13 protein-coding genes are annotated in these 18,708 nt (G+C 34.6%); 9 read left to right on the top strand and 4 right to left on the bottom strand.

The genetic code is table 11. The features are described from left to right. Nucleotides 1–125: 125 nt before the first annotated feature. Both codA and codB read right to left on the bottom strand, forming a co-directional pair. Nucleotides 126–1,361 (bottom strand): cytosine deaminase, encoded by a 1,236-nt coding sequence (codA, locus tag BN4220_RS01790; protein ID WP_066712759.1) that lies wholly within the window; start codon nt 1,359–1,361, stop codon nt 126–128. 8 nt (nt 1,362–1,369) lie between these two features. Further along, entirely contained in the window at nt 1,370–2,617 is a 1,248-nt protein-coding gene (gene codB / locus BN4220_RS01785) for a cytosine permease (RefSeq protein WP_066712756.1), read from the bottom strand. A gap of 421 nt (nt 2,618–3,038) precedes the next feature. On the opposite strand from codB, the gene kdpA reads away from it, so the two are divergent. The 9 genes from kdpA to BN4220_RS01740 all read left to right on the top strand — a co-directional run bounded on the left by kdpA (nt 3,039) and on the right by BN4220_RS01740 (nt 16,435). Then, the gene (kdpA, locus tag BN4220_RS01780; protein WP_066712753.1) at nt 3,039–4,847 is read left to right on the top strand and encodes a potassium-transporting ATPase subunit KdpA; all 1,809 of its coding nucleotides are present in this window, start codon (nt 3,039–3,041) and stop codon (nt 4,845–4,847) included. A 76-nt stretch (nt 4,848–4,923) separates the two neighbouring features. After that, nucleotides 4,924–6,993 (top strand): potassium-transporting ATPase subunit KdpB, encoded by a 2,070-nt coding sequence (gene kdpB, locus BN4220_RS01775; protein WP_066712741.1) that lies wholly within the window; start codon nt 4,924–4,926, stop codon nt 6,991–6,993. A 178-nt stretch (nt 6,994–7,171) separates the two neighbouring features. Continuing rightward, complete coding sequence (kdpC, locus tag BN4220_RS01770) at nt 7,172–7,774, top strand: potassium-transporting ATPase subunit KdpC (protein ID WP_066712738.1); 603 nt, start codon at nt 7,172–7,174, stop codon at nt 7,772–7,774. A 155-nt stretch (nt 7,775–7,929) separates the two neighbouring features. Then, on the top strand, nt 7,930–10,632 hold the full coding sequence (locus tag BN4220_RS01765) for a sensor histidine kinase (RefSeq protein WP_066712732.1): 2,703 nt from the start codon (nt 7,930–7,932) through the stop codon (nt 10,630–10,632). Beyond that, a complete protein-coding gene (locus tag BN4220_RS01760; RefSeq protein ID WP_066712730.1) occupies nt 10,625–11,332 on the top strand; it encodes a response regulator in 708 nt (235 codons plus the stop codon). The genes BN4220_RS01765 and BN4220_RS01760 overlap by 8 nt, the downstream gene beginning before the upstream one ends. Nucleotides 11,333–11,917: 585 nt before the next feature. Continuing rightward, nucleotides 11,918–13,588, top strand: coding sequence for a 2-oxoacid:acceptor oxidoreductase subunit alpha (locus tag BN4220_RS01755; RefSeq protein ID WP_066712727.1), 1,671 nt, complete (start codon nt 11,918–11,920; stop codon nt 13,586–13,588). A 1-nt stretch (nt 13,589) separates the two neighbouring features. Beyond that, nucleotides 13,590–14,435 (top strand): 2-oxoacid:ferredoxin oxidoreductase subunit beta, encoded by an 846-nt coding sequence (locus BN4220_RS01750; RefSeq protein WP_066712724.1) that lies wholly within the window; start codon nt 13,590–13,592, stop codon nt 14,433–14,435. A 196-nt stretch (nt 14,436–14,631) separates the two neighbouring features. Beyond that, nucleotides 14,632–15,186, top strand: coding sequence for a rubrerythrin family protein (locus tag BN4220_RS01745; protein WP_066712722.1), 555 nt, complete (start codon nt 14,632–14,634; stop codon nt 15,184–15,186). 301 nt (nt 15,187–15,487) lie between these two features. After that, nucleotides 15,488–16,435, top strand: coding sequence for an anthrax toxin lethal factor-related metalloendopeptidase (locus BN4220_RS01740; protein ID WP_066712720.1), 948 nt, complete (start codon nt 15,488–15,490; stop codon nt 16,433–16,435). Nucleotides 16,436–16,657: 222 nt separating this feature from the next. Here the strand turns inward: BN4220_RS01740 and BN4220_RS01735 are convergent, their stop codons facing one another. Both BN4220_RS01735 and BN4220_RS01730 read right to left on the bottom strand, forming a co-directional pair. Then, the gene (locus BN4220_RS01735) at nt 16,658–16,906 is read right to left on the bottom strand and encodes a (2Fe-2S) ferredoxin domain-containing protein (protein WP_066712718.1); all 249 of its coding nucleotides are present in this window, start codon (nt 16,904–16,906) and stop codon (nt 16,658–16,660) included. Nucleotides 16,907–17,001: 95 nt separating this feature from the next. Continuing rightward, complete coding sequence (locus tag BN4220_RS01730; protein WP_066712716.1) at nt 17,002–18,696, bottom strand: [FeFe] hydrogenase, group A; 1,695 nt, start codon at nt 18,694–18,696, stop codon at nt 17,002–17,004. Nucleotides 18,697–18,708: the final 12 nt, after the last annotated feature.

The following is an 18,708-nucleotide window of genomic DNA, read 5'->3' as shown; positions in this document are numbered from 1 at the left end:
TATAACACTTAGTGAAAGATATTCGCAAATAAGGTAATCTTATTGAACCGCCGTATACCGAACGGTACGTACGGTGGTGTGAGAGGACGGAAATTCAATTAATGAATTTCCTCCTACTCGATTATTTAGAATAATACTTCCTTATGTGCAGGTGTAGTCTTAGCAATTAATTTTCCTTTATTATAGCTATACAATACCTCTGCTCTTTTATTTAAGACTTCATAGAAGTTCTTACCATTTAACATAATGAAGCTTGCATCCTTACCTTCCTTGATACCATAGGAATCACCTAAGTGTAAGGTCTTTGCAGCGTTATGTGTAATAATCTTGTAGCTGTTTAGAATTTCTTCATATCCCATCATCTGACACACATGAAGTCCCATATGAAGAACGTCCATCATATTTCCATCGCCTAGTGGATACCATGGATCAAAGATATCATCATGACCAAATGATACGTTGTTACCATTTTCGAGAAGTTCTTTCACTCTAGTGATACCACGACGACGAGGGTAGGTATCAAATCTTCCTTGTAAATGTGTATTTACAAGTGGGTTACTTACAAAATTAATATCACTCATTCTTAAGAGACGGAATAACTTAGAACAGTATGCATTATTATAGCTATGCATAGCTGTTGTATGGCTTGCTGTGACACGATCTTTCATACCGCTCTCAAGTGCTCTACATGCTAGGACTTCTAGGCCTTTGGATTGTTCATCATCGATTTCATCACAGTGAACATCTACAAGTCTATCGTACTTTTCAGCCAATTGCATACAGTAGTTTACACTTTCCACCGCATATTCTCTTGTGAATTCGAAATGAGGAATAGCTCCAACACAGTCAGCACCCATCTTTACAGCGTTTTCCATAAGCTGCATTCCGTTAGGATAACTTTGAATTCCTTCTTGAGGAAAGGCAACAATTTGAATATTTACATAGTCTTTAAGCTCATCCTTTAGTTCAAGCATAGCATCCATAGCTATTAGGGTAGGATCTGTAACATCTACATGAGTACGTACATGTTGAATACCGTTTGCTATCTGCATACCTACTGCTCTTCTTGCACGATCTTTTACATCTTGCTTTGTTAATTTATCCTTACGCTTAGACCAACATTCGATTCCCTCAAATAAGGTACCAGACATATTCCATACAGGGTCACCAGCGGTGAGACAAGTGTCAAGATGCACATGGCTTTCAATGAATGGAGGTAATACAAGACATCCATTTCCTTCAACAACTTCTTCTCCTGGTACAGTTTCTAAATTAGCAGCAATTTTTTGAAATTTACCATCTTCAACTCTAATATCTGTTAATTCATCTGAATTTTCAATGTATACATTTTTAATTAACATTGTAGTTATCATCCTTTCTTAGAAATAATTCTATCACTGATTATAAAGATTACTAATGCAACAACTAAGGAGTTTATTGGCTTGATTCCCCATGTAACAAACATACCAACTAAGGAACCTGCAATAACAGCAACAACAGCTCCAATATTAATCTTAGCTTTTTCTTCTTTGCCATCTTCATAATCGTCTTTATGAAGATAGTAGTGAGCGATTACAACAGCTCCAACTGGTGGAATCATACCACTAAGAATATTTAAAAATCCAACAAAGTTATTATAAAGCCATTCTGCTAATAAAGTTCCTACAATTCCGCCGACTAATACCATTGGTTTCATAGATATCTTTGTAATATTTGATGCACCTAATCCAGCGGTATAAAGGGCGTTATTATTTGTTGTCCATATATTTAATCCTAGAGTAATAACGGCTGGTAATGCTAAACCTTGTAAAATTAAAATATCAAAAATATCAGGCACTCCTGTTACTGCACCACCAACAGCACCAAAAATCATCATAACAGAGTTTCCTGCAAAAAATGCTACCACTGTGGCAATTACAGCATTTTTAGGAGTTTTAGCGAATCGTGTAAAGTTTGGTGTAGCTGTACCACCTGAAATGAAAGAACCTGCAACAATTGCAATTCCTGTTGTTAATGTTAGCGGATTCGCAGGGTTTTCAGCAAATACATTATGGATTCCTCCAACTTCATTTATTCCCCATTGAACAGAATAAATTCCAAGGATAGCAATTAAAGGAACAGCAATTGAACCTAGAACTGCTAATGCTTTCATTCCCATAAATGCTGTACTAATCATGACAGCACCTGTAACTATAATCAATACCCATACTGGGATGTTAGTAAGCTTAGCCACTGGAATAGCGAACATAGCAACACCAACGCCAAACCAACCAATCTGTGTAAAACTTATTAAAGCGGATGGAAGATAGGAACCATAGCTTCCAAAGGAGCGCCTTGCTAAAAGGTCTAAAGTCATTCCAGTCTTTTGACCGATGTAGGCAAGAATTCCGCAATAGACACCTAAAAATGCATTACCAATTAACATGGAAAGAAGAAAGTTTCTTCCATTCATTCCGACACCAAGAGTTCCTCCAGCAGTCATACTAGGTGTAAAAAATGTAAATCCAACTAATACAACCATTACTGATAATAAACCTTGTACTTTCATGTGATTTGGTACTGCTGATAGTGAGTATTCCGAATCATTTTTCTTCATTGTTTCTTCTTTTTGACTCATAGCTTTCCTTTCTTTAAATAGCCTTGATACTTACAGTATGTAAGCGGACGTAGGCATTATTTTGACAAAATCTATGATATTATAGCACAATGGTCAAGTGTTTTCTATAGAATTTTTGGGTATCTTTCTATCATTTACAAGATCGAGCTATGTACAAGGGATATAAGCAAGACTACTGTGCTTTCGGTGCCTTTATATTATCTTAATTATACTCAGTTGTCCTCTAACACAGTTTTAATATTTCTTATGCTAGACTTATATTTGTAAATAAATAGTTACTTATAAGTTTTCTATTAATGGATTATTGCAAATAATGTGATACGTTGGAGGATGTTATGAAAATATTGATAGGTATGATAGGTATTATAGCTATTGGGCTACTTATTTATTATGTCGTGATTTTACTTAGAGGTGATAAAAAATGACACAGACTATACTACAATATGTAATGTCTCTAGGAATACTTGTATTGCTTGCTATACCACTTGGAATATACATAGGCAAGGTCATGAATGGAGAGAAAGTATTATTATCTAAACTACTTTTTCCATGTGAAAAACTAATATATAAGGTTCTAGGAATAAATAAAGAAGAAGAGATGACATGGAGGAGATATTCCATTAGTGTTCTTATATTTAGCGGTGTTGGATTCATTATATTATTCTTAATCCAGATACTACAAGGAATATTACCTGGTAATCCTGAAGGTGTTGGTGGCTTATCATGGGATCTAGCTTTTAATAATGCTGTAAGTTTCATTACAAATACAAACTGGCAATCGTATAGTGGTGAATCCCAAATGAGCTATCTTACACAGGCACTTGGCCTTACTGTACAAAACTTTGTATCTGCAGCTGTGGGGATTGCAGTGTTATTTGCATTGATACGTGGATTTGCTAAGGTTAAAGAAACAGGATTAGGAAACTTTTGGGTGGATATAACTAGAGTTTTATTATATGTGTTAATGCCACTATCTTTAATTGTTTCTATTGTACTAGTCTCACAAGGTATTCCACAAACATTTCGTTCTGGAGATACCGTGCAATTGCTTGAGTCTATTGCAGTAAAGGATGGAAATATTATTGAGAATGCCACAATAAAGGATAACCAAGTATATGTAAATGGAGAACATATTAAAGATGCTACCATAATAACAGAGCAATATGTTCCATTAGGTCCTGCAGCAAGTCAAATTGCCATTAAACAATTGGGTACAAATGGTGGCGGATTTTATGGAGTTAATTCAGCGCATCCTTTTGAAAATCCCACTTTAGTTTCAAATATTGTTGAACTGCTATCTATTTTACTAATTCCAGTATCCTTGTGTTTTACTTTTGGACGTAATATTAAGGATAAAAGGCAGGGAGTTACATTATTTTCTGCAATGTTTATATTATTGGTTGCCGCATTACTTATTATAGCGGTAAATGAACATCAAGCAACACCTCAACTAGCACAGGGAGGCTTAGTTGATTTAAGTATGACTGACCAGGCCGGCGGGAATATGGAGGGAAAAGAGTCAAGATTTGGGATAGCTTCCTCTTCAACATGGGCTGCATTTACAACAGCTGCCTCTAACGGTTCGGTAAACTCTATGCATGATAGTTATACACCAATTGGTGGTATGATGCTAATGCTACTAATGCAGTTGGGGGAGGTTGTTTTTGGTGGTGTTGGTAGTGGACTATATGGAATGATTGGATTTGCTATTTTAACTGTATTTATTTCAGGTTTGATGGTAGGGCGTACTCCGGAGTATCTAGGCAAGAAGATAGAACCATATGAAATGAAAATGGCCGTACTTGCATGTTTAGCTACACCAATAGCGATTATAGTAGGAAGCGGTGTAGCGGCTTTAGTTCCTAGTGTTAGCGAAAGTCTAAATAATAGTGGCGCACATGGATTTTCTGAAGTTTTATATGCTTATACCTCTGCGGGTGGTAATAATGGTTCTGCATTTGCAGGATTTTCGGCCAATACTGTTTTTATTAATGTAAGTTTGGGAGTTATTATGCTGTTTGCCAGATTCTTGCCAATGATTACAATACTTTCTATTGCGGGTAGTATGGCTTCAAAAAAGAAGATTGCAACTACTTCTGGTACACTTTCTACTAGTAATGCTATGTTTGTATTTTTATTGATTTTTGTTGTTTTATTAATTGGCGCTTTAAGCTTTTTTCCAGCCTTAGCATTAGGACCTATTGCGGAGTTTTTCCAAATGAAACTTTAGGGTAGTAATAAATTTTAGCAAGGTCTGATGAAATATATATACGCAAATTTTAGATTTGTGGAGTAAGGAGGTCATTATGGTTGAAAAAAAGAAAAGTGCTCTAGCAGGTAATAAAATGCTATTAAGAGCGATTAAAGATTCATTTATAAAATTGGATCCAAGAACACAAACACAAAATCCAGTAATGCTACTTGTTTATATATCTGCTATTCTTACAAGTATTTTATTTGTTTTTTCGTTATTTGGTATTAAAGATGCACCAACTAGTTTTACATTTGGTATAGCAATTATTCTATGGTTTACTGTAATATTTGCAAACTTTGCTGAGGCTATTGCAGAAGGTAGAGGAAAAGCGCAAGCCGACTCTTTAAGAGCTGCGAAAAAAGATGTTGAGGCAAATAAGATTCCTTCTGTTGAACGAAGAAATGAGATAACGAAAGTGTCGTCAACAACTCTTAAAAAAGGTGATATTATCATTGTATCTGCAGGGGAGCAAATACCTCTAGATGGCGATGTTATTGATGGTGCAGCATCGGTAGATGAGAGTGCTATCACTGGTGAGTCAGCTCCAGTAATTCGAGAAAGCGGTGGTGATCGTAGTGCAGTTACTGGAGGAACCACAGTTATTTCTGATTGGATAATCGTTGAAATTACCAGTGAACCAGGTCAAAGTTTCCTTGATAAAATGATAAGTATGGTGGAAGGTGCTTCTAGAAAGAAAACACCAAATGAAATAGCACTACAGATATTTTTAATAGCATTATCTATTATTTTTATTTTAGTAACACTTTCATTATATGCTTATTCAACTTTTTCGGCGAAACTAGCAGGAAATCAGAATCCAACATCGGTTACATCGCTGGTTGCACTATTAGTTTGTCTAGCGCCAACAACAATTGGTGCATTATTATCAGCAATAGGAATTGCTGGTATGAGTAGGCTAAATCAAGCCAATGTACTCGCAATGAGTGGACGCGCAATTGAGGCAGCTGGCGATGTAGATATTTTAATGCTGGATAAGACAGGGACAATTACCCTAGGAAATAGGCAAGCATGTGAGTTTATCCCTGTAGATGGAATAGATATAAAAGAGCTAGCAAACGCAGCTCAACTATCTTCTTTAGCAGATGAAACGCCAGAAGGTAGAAGTGTGGTAGTACTTGCTAAAGAGCAATTTGGTATCCGTGGAAGAAATATAAATGAACTTGGTATGAAATTTGTTCCATTTAGTGCAACAACGCGTATGAGTGGTGTTGATTATAGTGGCAATGAAATAAGAAAAGGAGCTGCAGAAGCTGTAAGGCAATATGTGGTTGAAAACGGTGGAATTTATAGCAAGGAATGCGATGAAGTTGTAAAACGAGTTTCTAATCAAGGTGGCACACCATTAGTCGTAGCGAAGAACTATAATATTTTAGGCGTTATTTATCTAAAAGATATTATTAAAGAGGGTGTACAAGAAAAGTTCGCTGACCTTAGGAAAATGGGAATTAGAACAATAATGATTACAGGTGATAATCCATTAACAGCAGCAGCGATTGCTGCAGAAGCTGGTGTGGATGATTTCCTAGCAGAAGCTACACCAGAAGCGAAGCTTAATATGATTCGTGATTTTCAAAGCAAAGGGCATTTAGTTGCAATGACTGGTGATGGAACGAATGATGCTCCTGCACTTGCACAGGCAGATGTTGCAGTTGCTATGAATACGGGAACTCAGGCTGCAAAAGAAGCAGGGAACATGGTTGATCTTGATTCATCACCAACAAAGCTGATTGATATCGTAAGAATAGGAAAGCAGCTATTAATGACAAGAGGAAGCCTTACCACATTTAGCATTGCCAATGATTTAGCAAAATACTTTGCTATTATACCAGCACTTTTTATGCAATTATATCCTGGACTTTCTGCTTTAAATATTATGAATCTTCATAGTGCAGAAAGTGCGATTTACTCAGCAATTATATATAATGCACTTATTATTGTTGCACTTATTCCTTTAGCATTAAAAGGGGTTAAATACCGTGAAGTTCCAGCTAGTAAGCTGCTTGCTCGTAATCTTTTCGTATATGGATTAGGAGGAATTATTACGCCGTTTATATTCGTAAAGCTTATTGATATGCTTATTGTTGCAATACATTTAGTATAAGAATGAATATATTGAATTGATATAGTAATAGAAGTAAAGTCAGTATAACAAAATAAGACATACATTTCTTGTGTTAATTTCGTAATGTAATTGATATAAGATATTTGCTTGCGTATTGATAGGATTATTTCTAAAGACATTTATGATATGAAAATAATCCAGGCAGAAGGAGGCTTATATGAAATCTATAAAGAATGTGGTAAAGCAAAGTTTTTTATATTTAATTATTTTCACTATTTTATGTGGAGTGGTATATACCGTTTTAGTAACTTTAATTGCTAAGGTTATTTTTCCAAATCAATCAGAGGGAAGTATAATAACGGTAAATGGTAAGAAATATGGGAGTGAGTTGTTAGGACAGCAGTATACCGATGAGGCACATATGTGGGGACGTATTATGAAAATTGACACTCATACATTTACGGATGAGGACGGTAATGTTTTAATGTATTCGGGGCCATACAACTTAAGTCCAGCAAGTAAAGAGTATGAGGATTTAGTAAAGGAACGTGTAGTAAAAATTAAGAAGGCACACCCTGAAAAGGGTGATGAAGCTATCCCAGTAGATTTAGTAACTGGCTCTGGTAGTGGATTAGATCCACATATTTCTATTAAGGCAGCTGAATATCAAAAGGAACGAATTGCAAGAAATAATAATATGAGTTTAGAGGATGTGCAAGAAATAATTGATAAATGTACAACTGGTAAATTTCTTGGTTTATTTGGAGAAAAGACAGTAAATGTATTAAAGGTAAATCTTATGTTAGATGGGATATTATGATTTTTGGAGTAAACTTAAAGGAATTTATATGGGGATTAAAGACCATAGAGCTTAGCTTATGTGATTCAATATATAATGTAAAGAAATTAAACAAAAATTATGCTTTTATGTTAAAATAAGAAGTAGAAAGAAATAAAACATAAGGGACGGTACAAATGCAAGTAACAAGACCAAAACCTGAAGAATTTTTAAAAAGAGTAGAGGAAGAAGAAAAAGAGAAAAAGTCTGGCCGCTTAAAGATTTTTTTTGGTTATGCCGCCGGAGTAGGTAAGACCTATGCTATGTTGCAAGCTGCCCATGTTGCAAAAGAGGCTGGCATTGATGTAGTTGCGGGATATATTGAACCTCACACAAGGCCTGAAACAACAAAGCTATTAAGTGGCTTAGAAATGCTTCCTCCTATCAAGATGGAATACAGAGGGATAATTTTAAATGAATTTGATCTAGATGGAGCAATAAAACGTAAGCCTAATCTTATCTTAGTTGATGAGCTTGCACATACGAATAGTGATGGTTGCCGTCATATAAAGCGTTATCAAGATATACAAGAATTATTAAAAGCAGGTATTGATGTTTATACAACGGTAAATGTTCAGCATTTAGAAAGCTTAAATGATATTGTAGCGTCTATAACAGGGGTTGTAGTTCGTGAGCGAATACCTGATTACGTGTTTGATGACGCAGATCAAGTGGAGTTAATAGATATCGAACCAGAGGAATTAATACTTCGTTTAAATGAAGGTAAGGTTTATAAAGAAGCTCATGTAGAAACTGCGTTAAATAATTTTTTTAGCCTAGATAATTTAATTGCCCTTCGTGAAATAGCATTACGAAGAACCGCGGATCGTGTAAATAGAAAAGCTGAAAAGGCTAAGCAAACCTCATTAAAGGCTGATTATTATACAGAAGAACATATTTTAAATTGTATCTCGCCTTCACCTTCCAATGCTAGGGTGATTCGAACCGCGGCTCGTATGGCAAATGCTTTTAAAGGTACATTTACAGCCTTATATGTAGAAACTCCAGAATTTGAAAATATGTCTGAAGAAAGCAAACAAAGGTTAAGGAGTAATTTTAAACTGGCTGAGCAGCTTGGTGCAAAAGTAGCAACGGTTTACGGTGATGATGTAGCATTTCAGATTGCAGAATTTGCAAGAATTTCAGGAGTGTCTAAAGTAGTTATTGGAAGAACGAATACGAAGAAGAGATATTTTTTCTCTAGAACTTCATTTGCAGAAAGATTAACAGCACTTGCACCTAATTTGGATATTTATATTATTCCAGATAAGGTGAGTACGCCATATAAAACCTTACTTAAAAAACGAAAGTTTACGTATACCTTTTCTTGGTTAGAAACATTAAAATCATTATCTATTCTAGCCTTTTTTACTGGTATTGGCTTGTTATTTTACAAAATGGGTTTTAGTGAAGTGAATATCATCACTTTATATATTCTAGGGGTTTTATTAACTTCGATTACAACTACGAATAAAATGTACAGTCTTGTTGCGTCTATTTTCAGTGTTGTGGTATTTAACTTTTTCTTTACTGAGCCAAGATTTACTTTGTCTGCGTATGATACGGGATATCCAGTAACTTTTGTAATTATGTTTTTGGCGGCGTTTATTACTGGAACCCTTACGATGAAAATTAAAGACCATGCGAAAAGAGCGGTTCATATGGCGTATCGTACAGAAATCTTACTTGAAACGAATCAAATGTTACAAAAAGCTGAAGATAGCAGCAGTATTATACAAGAAACCGCTAAACAATTAATAAAGTTACTTGATAAAACAATTATTTTTTATAGCGTGAATCAAAATAAATTATCGGAACCCCAGGTGTTTCCTAAAAACTATTTGCTTGAAGATGAAGCCGATTATATAGGGCCAAATGAACGTGCGGTTGCGGAATGGGTTTTTAAGAATAATAAGCATGCAGGAGCAACTACAAATACACTTCATGGTGCGAAATGTTTATATCTAGCCATAAGAGGTAATGGTGGTGTCTATGCGGTTGTTGGTATCGTAATGGAGAAGGATGTTTTAAATCCATTTGAAAATAGCTTATTGATCTCGATGCTTGGTGAATGTGCAATTGCACTTGAGAAAGATAGCCTTCGAAAGACAAAGGAACAAGCAGCGATACAAGCGCAGCAGGAACAGCTTAGGGCGAATCTTTTAAGATCCATTTCCCATGATTTAAGAACTCCACTTACATCAATTTCAGGAAATGCTAGTGTTTTGTTAAGTAATGCTGATAGTTTGAACGAAGTTAAGAAAAATAAATTATATTTAGATATATATGACGATTCCATGTGGTTAATTAACCTGGTTGAAAATTTACTTTCTGTTACGAGAATTGAAGACGGAACAATGAATCTTCATTTAGAAGCAGAATTAGTACCAGAGGTTATTACAGAGGCATTGCGTCATGTTAATCGTAAAAGTGAAGAACATAATATTGTAGTTGAACCAATGGATGACTTTATTATGGCAAAGATGGATTCACGTTTAATTATACAGGTTATCATTAATATCGTTGATAATGCAATTAAATATACGCCGGCAGGGTCTACTATAACAATATCGGTGAAAAAGCAAAATAGTATTGTTACTGTGGAAATAGCTGACGATGGAAAAGGTATTAGTGATGATGCAAAAAGTAATCTTTTTGAAATGTTTTATACTGCAAATGATGGAATTGGTGATAGTAGAAGAGGTCTAGGACTTGGGCTTGCTCTTTGCAAATCTATTATAGTTGCCCATGGCGGGACCATTTCAGTAAAAGACAATACGCCAAGTGGCGCAATATTCCGTTTTACATTGCAAGCAGAGGAGGTTGTATTGCATGAATAAGCCGTTTATCCTTGTTGTTGAAGATGATCAAGCAATAAAAAACTTGATTTCAACGACGTTAGAAACTCAAGATTATAAATTTCATACAGCAGCGAATGGGAGACAAGCGATATTAGAAGCTGTTTCACAGCATCCGGATGTTATATTATTAGATCTGGGACTACCAGATATGGATGGTGTTGATATAATTAAAAAAGTTCGATCATGGTCCAATGTTCCGATTATTGTAATAAGCGCAAGAAGTGAAGATCGTGATAAGATAGATGCTCTAGATGCTGGTGCAGATGATTACCTTACAAAACCTTTTAGTGTGCAGGAATTACTTGCTAGACTTCGTGTAACATTAAGACGAATTAATTATAGCAATTCAACAACAAGCGAGGAGAATTCGGTATTTGTAAATGGTGGATTAAAAATAGATTATGTCTCTGGCTGTGTATATGTGGATGATGTAGAGATGCACTTAACACCAATTGAATATAAATTAATATGTCTATTGGCAAGAAATATAGGAAAAGTATTGACCCACAAATTTATATTAAAAGAGGTTTGGGGAACCAGTCTGGATAGTGATATTCCTTCGCTACGTGTTTTTATGGCTACTTTGCGTAAAAAGATTGAGGTAGATACATCAACACCAAAATATATTCAAACACATGTAGGTGTGGGATATCGCATGCTTAGATGCGAGGATGTGTAAGGTTGTATTAATTTAAAAAACTATGATAGGCGAAAATATACGTTTTAATTTAATCGTAAAAGAAATTGTGATTTACAAATTTCTTTTACGATTTTTTTGTATAGCAATAAGAATAAACCACCGGCTAAGCCGGTGGTCCTGATTAATTTATAAGATTCGGGTGTCAAAAGCTTTTTTATTTTATAAGATTCGGGTATTAAAAGCTTTTTTATTTTATAAAATTAAGATGTCAAAAGCTTTTTTAAAATTATGATCACGATTTGCACAAAGCAAAAAGAAGGAAAGTGCCATAAGAATGAGAATTTCTATTTACAGTAAAAAATAAGAAAATTACACTAAAAACTCACAATTATATGAAAAAATATTTAAAATTAATATTGTATAAACAATTGAATAAAACGACAAAAATTATCAATAGCAATTAAATAACATCAAAACATTACACAATAATATGCTATTATCTGAAAAATGATAATAAAATTCAGAAAATATAACAAGATTTTTAACAACAATTTAAATTCGAGGTTGTTTTTAATCAACAAGTATATTATAATATAAAAAAACAGATATTTAAGGAGGTGCCAGATGTATAATATTTTAGTTGGAGGAGCAGCCGGACAAGGAATTGATACAACGGTTGCAAATCTAGAAATTTTATTAAAAAAAGCAGGTTATTATGTATTCACAGTTAGAGACTTTATGTCTCGAGTAAGAGGAGGACATAATTTCTCGCTGATTCGTTTTGGAAGTGAAGAAATAACATCACATAGTAATAAAATAGACGGTATTATAGCTTTAGATGATGATACTGTAGAATTACATAAAAATGAACTAACAAAAGATGGATTTATTTTATGCGATTCAAAATTAAATACAACCGACCCAAAAGCAATTAAGCTTAATATGGATGGTATGGCAAAAGAACTTGGTAATATACGTGTTTCTGGAAGTATTGCAATTGGTGCCATATTAAAACTTTTTGGTATTGGTATGGACCATGTAGAAGAAACAATGAAGTCATTAGTTAAAGAAGCTTATATAGATATGAATATAAAGGCAGTAAAACTTGGTTTTGATAGTGTGGAAACAAAGTTTTCCCTTACAGAAGGTAAATTCAGTGATTGGATGGTTTTATCAGGTAGTGAATCTTTAGCTCTAGGAGCTATAGCAGCAGGTCTAAAATTCTATTCAGCATATCCAATGTCCCCATCAACAGCAATTATGGAATATTTAGCATCAAAAAGTGAAAAGGCAGACTTTGTTGTGGAACAGGCAGAAGATGAAATTGCAGCAATTAATATGGCAATTGGAGCGTCTTTTGCAGGTGCACGAGCAATGACAGGAACCTCTGGTGGAGGCTTTTGTTTAAAAGTCGAGGCATTAGGGTTATCTGCAATTGCAGAAATTCCGTTGGTTGCCGTAGATGTTCAACGTCCAGGTCCAGCAACAGGACTTCCTACTAGAACAGAGCAAAGTGATTTAAAATTCGTTATCTCAGCATCCCAAGGTGAATTCCCTAGAATGGTAATTGCTTTAAGAAATCATAAAGATGCATTTTATCAAACGATTCGTGCATTTCATATTGCGGAGAAGTATCAGATGCCAGTTATTATTTTAAGTGATCAGTACTTAGGTGATTCTACAGCGACTGTGGAACCATTTGATATTTCGAATATTGAGGTGGCAGAACCTTCAAATGCAGAATATAAAGAAGGCGAATACTTAAGATATAAATTAACCGAAAGTGGAATTTCACCTAGATTAATCCCTGGTAAATCAAAGAACTTTGTTTCAGCAGATAGTGATGAACATGATGAGAGAGGCTTTATTACAGAATCTAGTGAAGTACGTATTCAGATGATGGATAAACGTATGAAAAAACTAGACCTATTAAAAGATGAGTTAATTGAGCCAGAATTTTTCGGAGATGAGAACTGCGAAACATTACTACTTGGATGGGGTTCTACCTATGGTCCGATTGCAGAAGCAATTAAGGTATTAAATGAAGCGGAGCCTGGAAAGTATGGTGCGTTATCCTTTGGTGATGTTTACCCACTACCTACAAAGCTATTAACACAAAAGGCAAAACAAGCAACCCGAATTATTAATGTTGAGCAGAATGCAACTGGTCAATTAAAAGATTTAATTCGTGAGCAAACAGGAATTGTATGCACGGAAAGCATTTTAAAATACGACGGAAGACAGATTTCTGGAGAAGAAATCGTAGAAAGAGTACAGAAGGGAGGTCAGAAGTAATATGGGTGAATTTAAAACATTTGAAACAGCTTGGTGCCCTGGATGTGGTAATTTTGGTATTCTACAAAGTCTTAAGACAGCACTTGAAGAATTAGGAAAAGATCCTCATGAAGTTCTAATGGTTGGAGGAATTGGTCAGGCAGCAAAAACCCCTCAATATATAAGTGCGAATAGTTTTTGCGGTTTACATGGTAGATCCTTACCAGCAGCAGTTGCAGCTAAAATAGCGAATGATAAGTTGACTGTAATTGTTGATACAGGAGATGGTGATTCTTATGGAGAAGGTGGAAATCATTTTATTCATAACATTCGACGAAATGTAGATATTACACACTTTGTCCATGACAACCAGATTTACGGTTTAACAAAAGGGCAAGCATCACCTACTTCTGCCGAAGGACAGATTACTGGTGTACAGGTAAGTGGTAGTATTAATACTCCATTAAATCCAGTACTAATGGCGATTACTGCAGGAGCAGGATTTGTTGCAAGAGCTTTTAGTGGTGATAGAGAACATTTGACTGAAATTATGAAACAGGCAATTAACTATAGAGGATATGCAATTGTAGATATACTACAGCCTTGTGTTAGTTTTAATAAGGTTAACACGTTTTCATATTATAAAAATAGAGTGTACCATATAGAGGAAGATTATGATCCTACAAATAAATTAGAAGCTATGAGACGTGCAATGGAATTTGATGATAGAATTCCAATTGGTGTACTTTATCAAGAGGAAAAACTGTCATTTCATGAAAAGAACAAGGTGTTGGCAGGTAGAGAACCTCTTGTGGATAGAAAAATAGATAATTCTATTGTAAAACAACTAATTAATGAGTTTGTATAAAGTATTTGATGTATTAATTTAAAATAATAAGTCAATATTTTTAATAATATTTAATTTGTAATATTGTTCTTGTGAAAGTGTAGTTTACACTTTCACTGGACTTTATTAAATATAATAAAGAGAAGAAGTGTAGTTAACGTTATATGAATCTTATTCTAATAATGTTAACTTATTTCTCGAGTTTAGGAGGATTATTATGGCAGTTAAAAATGCAATGACAAGTGACTTTTTACACTCAGCTTACGGCGGAGAAAGCTTAGCTCATATGAGATATTTATCTTGGGCTAAAATAGCTGAAAAAGAAGGATTTAAAAACATAGCAAAGCTTTTTGTAGCAATTGCTTATGCAGAGCAAGTACATGCGAATAACCATTTTAATGAAATTGCAGGAGAGACTACAGATGCAACTGTAACAGCAGGCGGTGTGTTTGGAGTTGGCAAAACAGTGGACAACCTTCAAGGTGCAATCAATGGTGAGTTACATGAAGTTGAGCAAATGTATCCAGTGTATTTAAATGCAGCTGAATTCCAAGATGAAAAAGGTGCTCAGCGTTCTTTCCATTTTGCATTAGAAGCTGAAAAAATTCATGCAGATTTATTTGCGAAAGCTCAGGAATGTGCAAAAGAAGGTAAAGATATTGAATTAGAATCCGTACACATCTGTCCAATTTGTGGACATACTATTCTTGATGAAGCTCCTGATAAATGTCCAGTTTGTGGTGCTAAAAAAGAAATGTATAAAGAATTTTAAGGATAAAGAATTAGTAAGGAACAAAAGTGACTATTACAACCTAGGATTAATATAAAAAGGGCTGTGATAGTCTCTTTTTCCGTGTTTACTCTTTTTGAATTGATAAAATTATGGTATAATTATATAATATATCAATCTATACTAGCAATGAAAAAATGTATAATAAGAGCTTATGAAAATTAAGAAAGGATACCAAATTATAAGAATAAATGTACAATTTTAGTTTAATAGTGGAAATTCTCGTATGAATGAAGGTTAGAAGAAAACGAAAGATAATACATTTATTTTTGGAGGTATTACTATGAAAAGCCGCAAGCTTTTAATTGTGCTTATTACTATATTGTTTTGCAGTAATATAGTTACAATTTTATTTTTTACAAGTATGAAGATGAGTCATAATCAGCAAATTACTGTTATGAGTCAATCAGCAGATTTATTACAAGATGAAATTGGTAATATTAGAGTTGAGAATTTTGATTACCAAAACCAAATCAAAAAGCTTACAAAGGAAAATGAGTTAGCAAGAAAAGATAATGAAGCACTTTTAAAAGAAGTTAATGATTTAAAAGAGGAAGTTGAAACTCTTAATGCAAGTAATTTGCTTTCAGAAAAGGTTATTAAAAAATATGAAGTCATGGCAAAGAGTAGCTCCGTTTCGATGGTTGAAAAAGACACTTATATTCGTGAATTAAACAAGCGTATCGCAAGTTTTGGAGGAATTGATGTATTTGAAATTCCCGAAAGAAATAAAGTTTACGACGTAGTTACAGTATGGTTGGAAGATGGTGCTCATGAATCCTACGCGGATATAGCAGTTAATTATATTGCTAAACTGCCGAAGGCATTGATAGAAGAGTTAACCGATAAAGGATGGAAGTTTATTGTAACAACTAGAAATATCGAAGATACGTATCAATCGAAAACGAAAAATACGATTGGTTTGACCATATATTCAAAGAAGCGTATTTATGTTTTAAATAATGAGGGATATATTGCAAGTGCTGTGATTCATGAATTTGCACATGCTCTTGATTGCTTGAATAATTATATTTCATTTAGCGATGAGTGGATAGCTATTTATAATGAGGAAAGAGCAAAATCCGGTTATGCTGAGTATTTTACTAATGATTCTAGAGAATTTTTTGCGGAGAGTGTCCAACAGTATTATACATACAGAGAAATGGTTCGAAAAAATACACCGAAATGTTATGAGTTTATAAAAAATCTAATGGCAGGGTATGAAAATTAGAGGAATATAGACTTAAAAGAGAAGGTTAAGAGAAAGAAAATTGATAGAGTGGAACTTAAAAGAATAGAAATCAAAATGACGGAAATTTAGAGGATGAAAATTAAAAGAACAAGAAAATAAAAGTATAGAAAGAAAATACAGAATGAAATTAAAAAACTTAAAATAAGGACTTTTGTAAATTAATCTTCCAATTACGGAGTACATTTACAAAAGTCCTTTTTCTTAACTTAATTTTGGAATTACGATTTCATTGTAAAATTGCTTCACGTCTTTTGGTAATACCCCATAAATCGTTGGATCCTCATCAATTTGAATAGAAACACCATTCTTGCAATTTCCTAAGCAAAAAACAGATTTAAGTTCAATATTTGTACCTTTTTCATCTTCTTCAATCAACTGTTGTAAGGTCGTAATAACGTTATAGGAACCTTTAATATGGCATGCACTACCAATACACACTTTTATTTGCATAAGTAACCCCACTTTCTTAAAAACTGATTACACATATAATTTACTAGGATGTAACATTCCTTCTCTCTTTTGTTACAAGTACTCTAATAAAATATTTATTTTTTGTAATGGACATGCAATAATTCGTGAGTACGATGTTTTAATAGCCCGTTATAAAGAGACATCATCATAGGATTTTCTTCACTACGTTTAATTTGGCTAACCTTGTCTGCGCGGTACATACCTTTTGCTCGTTCTTCTTTTTCTGGCTTATGACTAAATGGTTGGCCGGCACCAGCAATGCAGCCTCCAGGACATGCCATTACTTCTACAAAGTCAAAGTGTTCTTCTCTTGATAGTATTTTTTCTATTAATGCCTCAGCGTTTGCAAGTCCACTTACAACGGCAATTCGTAAGGTTTTATCCTCCATGGCAAGTTCACAGACCTTAACGCCCTCCATGCCCCGGAATCCTAAAAACTCAATATCTTTTAAAGCTTTTGGGCTTTTATCAGCAACAACTCGGCGAATGGCAGCTTCGGTAACACCGCCGGTAACACCAAAGATAACACCTGCGCCAGAATATAAAGAAAATGGCATATCAGGGGCTTCAGGATCTAATTCATTAAACTGAATACCAATTTCTTTAATCATTTTAACAACTTCTGTTGTAGTTAGTACATAGTCAACGTCAGGAATACCATTTCGTTTAAATTCGTCTCTTGAAGCTTCATACTTCTTCGCAGTACATGGCATTACAGCTACAGAGATAGTTTCTAGACCTTCGGCTTCATCTAATCCTTTAAAATGTTCTTTAATGACTGCACCAAACATCTGCATTGGTGATTTGCATGTTGAAATAGAGGAAAGAAGTTCTGGATGTTTTGTTTCCGCATAACTTATCCATCCAGGACAACAAGATGTAAAGAGTGGGTATTCACTCTCACCTTGTTCTAATTTTGCTAGTAATTCTTTTGCTTCCTCCATAATTGTTAAATCAGCTCCAATAGAGGTGTCAAATATGGCATCAAAACCGAGTCTACGTAGTGCTGCAACAATTTTACCAATAACGTCTTCACCTGCATGTAACCCAAACTCTTCACCCAATGCCACACGTACTGCAGGTGCTATTTGGACAACCACTCGTTTCTTAGGATTATAAATTGCTTTCCAAACAGCTTTTAAATCGCTTTTTACAGTAATTGCGCCTGTTGGACAGACAGCAGCGCATTGGCCGCAGTTTACGCAATTGGTATCTGCTATTTTTCTATTAAAGGCTGGGCTTACTATCATTTTGGCACCACGATGTGCAAAGTCAATGGCACCAACATTTTGCACTTCATTGCACATTCTTACGCAGTCACCGCAAAGAATGCACTTGCCAGGATCTCTGATAATGGAGGTGGATGAAGTATCAAGTTCCATCTCCTCTGTGGTGTTCTTAAAACGAACCGTTTGTAAACCGAATCGATGTGCCAGTTCTTGAAGACGACATTTACCATTTTTATCACATACTGTACAATCCCTACAATGTGCAGCAAGTAATAATTCAAGTATCATTTTGCGATGTTGATGAAGCTTTGGAGTATTTGTTTTTACTTCCATCTTATCTTTTGGTGGAGTAGAGCAAGAAGCGATAATATCACCCCATTCATCTTCAACGACGCACATTCTACAAGCACCATAGATGGATAAATCGGAATAGTAGCAGAATGTAGGAAGATCAATTCCTGCTTTACGAACTAATGTTAATATATTTGGCTCAGTGTCAAATTCAACTCTGTTGCCATCAATCATCATATATTTTGACATAAAAATCCTCCT

It is taken from the genome of Clostridium sp. Marseille-P299, from assembly GCF_900078195.1.
Taxonomy (GTDB): Bacteria; Bacillota; Clostridia; order Lachnospirales; family Lachnospiraceae; genus Lachnoclostridium.
Note: the sequence above shows the minus strand (reverse complement) of the source record. Positions and strands in the feature narration are given on the sequence as shown.

Bases quoted from the DNA above. Each gene is read 5' to 3' on its own strand.
- codA (WP_066712759.1), bottom strand. From the start codon at position 1,361: ATGTTAATTAAAAATGTATACATTGAAAATTCAGATGAATTAACAGAT.
- codB (WP_066712756.1), bottom strand. From the start codon at position 2,617: ATGAGTCAAAAAGAAGAAACAATGAAGAAAAATGATTCGGAATACTCA.
- kdpA (WP_066712753.1), top strand. From the start codon at position 3,039: ATGACACAGACTATACTACAATATGTAATGTCTCTAGGAATACTTGTA.
- kdpB (WP_066712741.1), top strand. From the start codon at position 4,924: ATGGTTGAAAAAAAGAAAAGTGCTCTAGCAGGTAATAAAATGCTATTA.
- kdpC (WP_066712738.1), top strand. From the start codon at position 7,172: ATGAAATCTATAAAGAATGTGGTAAAGCAAAGTTTTTTATATTTAATT.
- BN4220_RS01765 (WP_066712732.1), top strand. From the start codon at position 7,930: ATGCAAGTAACAAGACCAAAACCTGAAGAATTTTTAAAAAGAGTAGAG.
- BN4220_RS01760 (WP_066712730.1), top strand. From the start codon at position 10,625: ATGAATAAGCCGTTTATCCTTGTTGTTGAAGATGATCAAGCAATAAAA.
- BN4220_RS01755 (WP_066712727.1), top strand. From the start codon at position 11,918: ATGTATAATATTTTAGTTGGAGGAGCAGCCGGACAAGGAATTGATACA.
- BN4220_RS01750 (WP_066712724.1), top strand. From the start codon at position 13,590: ATGGGTGAATTTAAAACATTTGAAACAGCTTGGTGCCCTGGATGTGGT.
- BN4220_RS01745 (WP_066712722.1), top strand. From the start codon at position 14,632: ATGGCAGTTAAAAATGCAATGACAAGTGACTTTTTACACTCAGCTTAC.
- BN4220_RS01740 (WP_066712720.1), top strand. From the start codon at position 15,488: ATGAAAAGCCGCAAGCTTTTAATTGTGCTTATTACTATATTGTTTTGC.
- BN4220_RS01735 (WP_066712718.1), bottom strand. From the start codon at position 16,906: ATGCAAATAAAAGTGTGTATTGGTAGTGCATGCCATATTAAAGGTTCC.
- BN4220_RS01730 (WP_066712716.1), bottom strand. From the start codon at position 18,696: ATGTCAAAATATATGATGATTGATGGCAACAGAGTTGAATTTGACACT.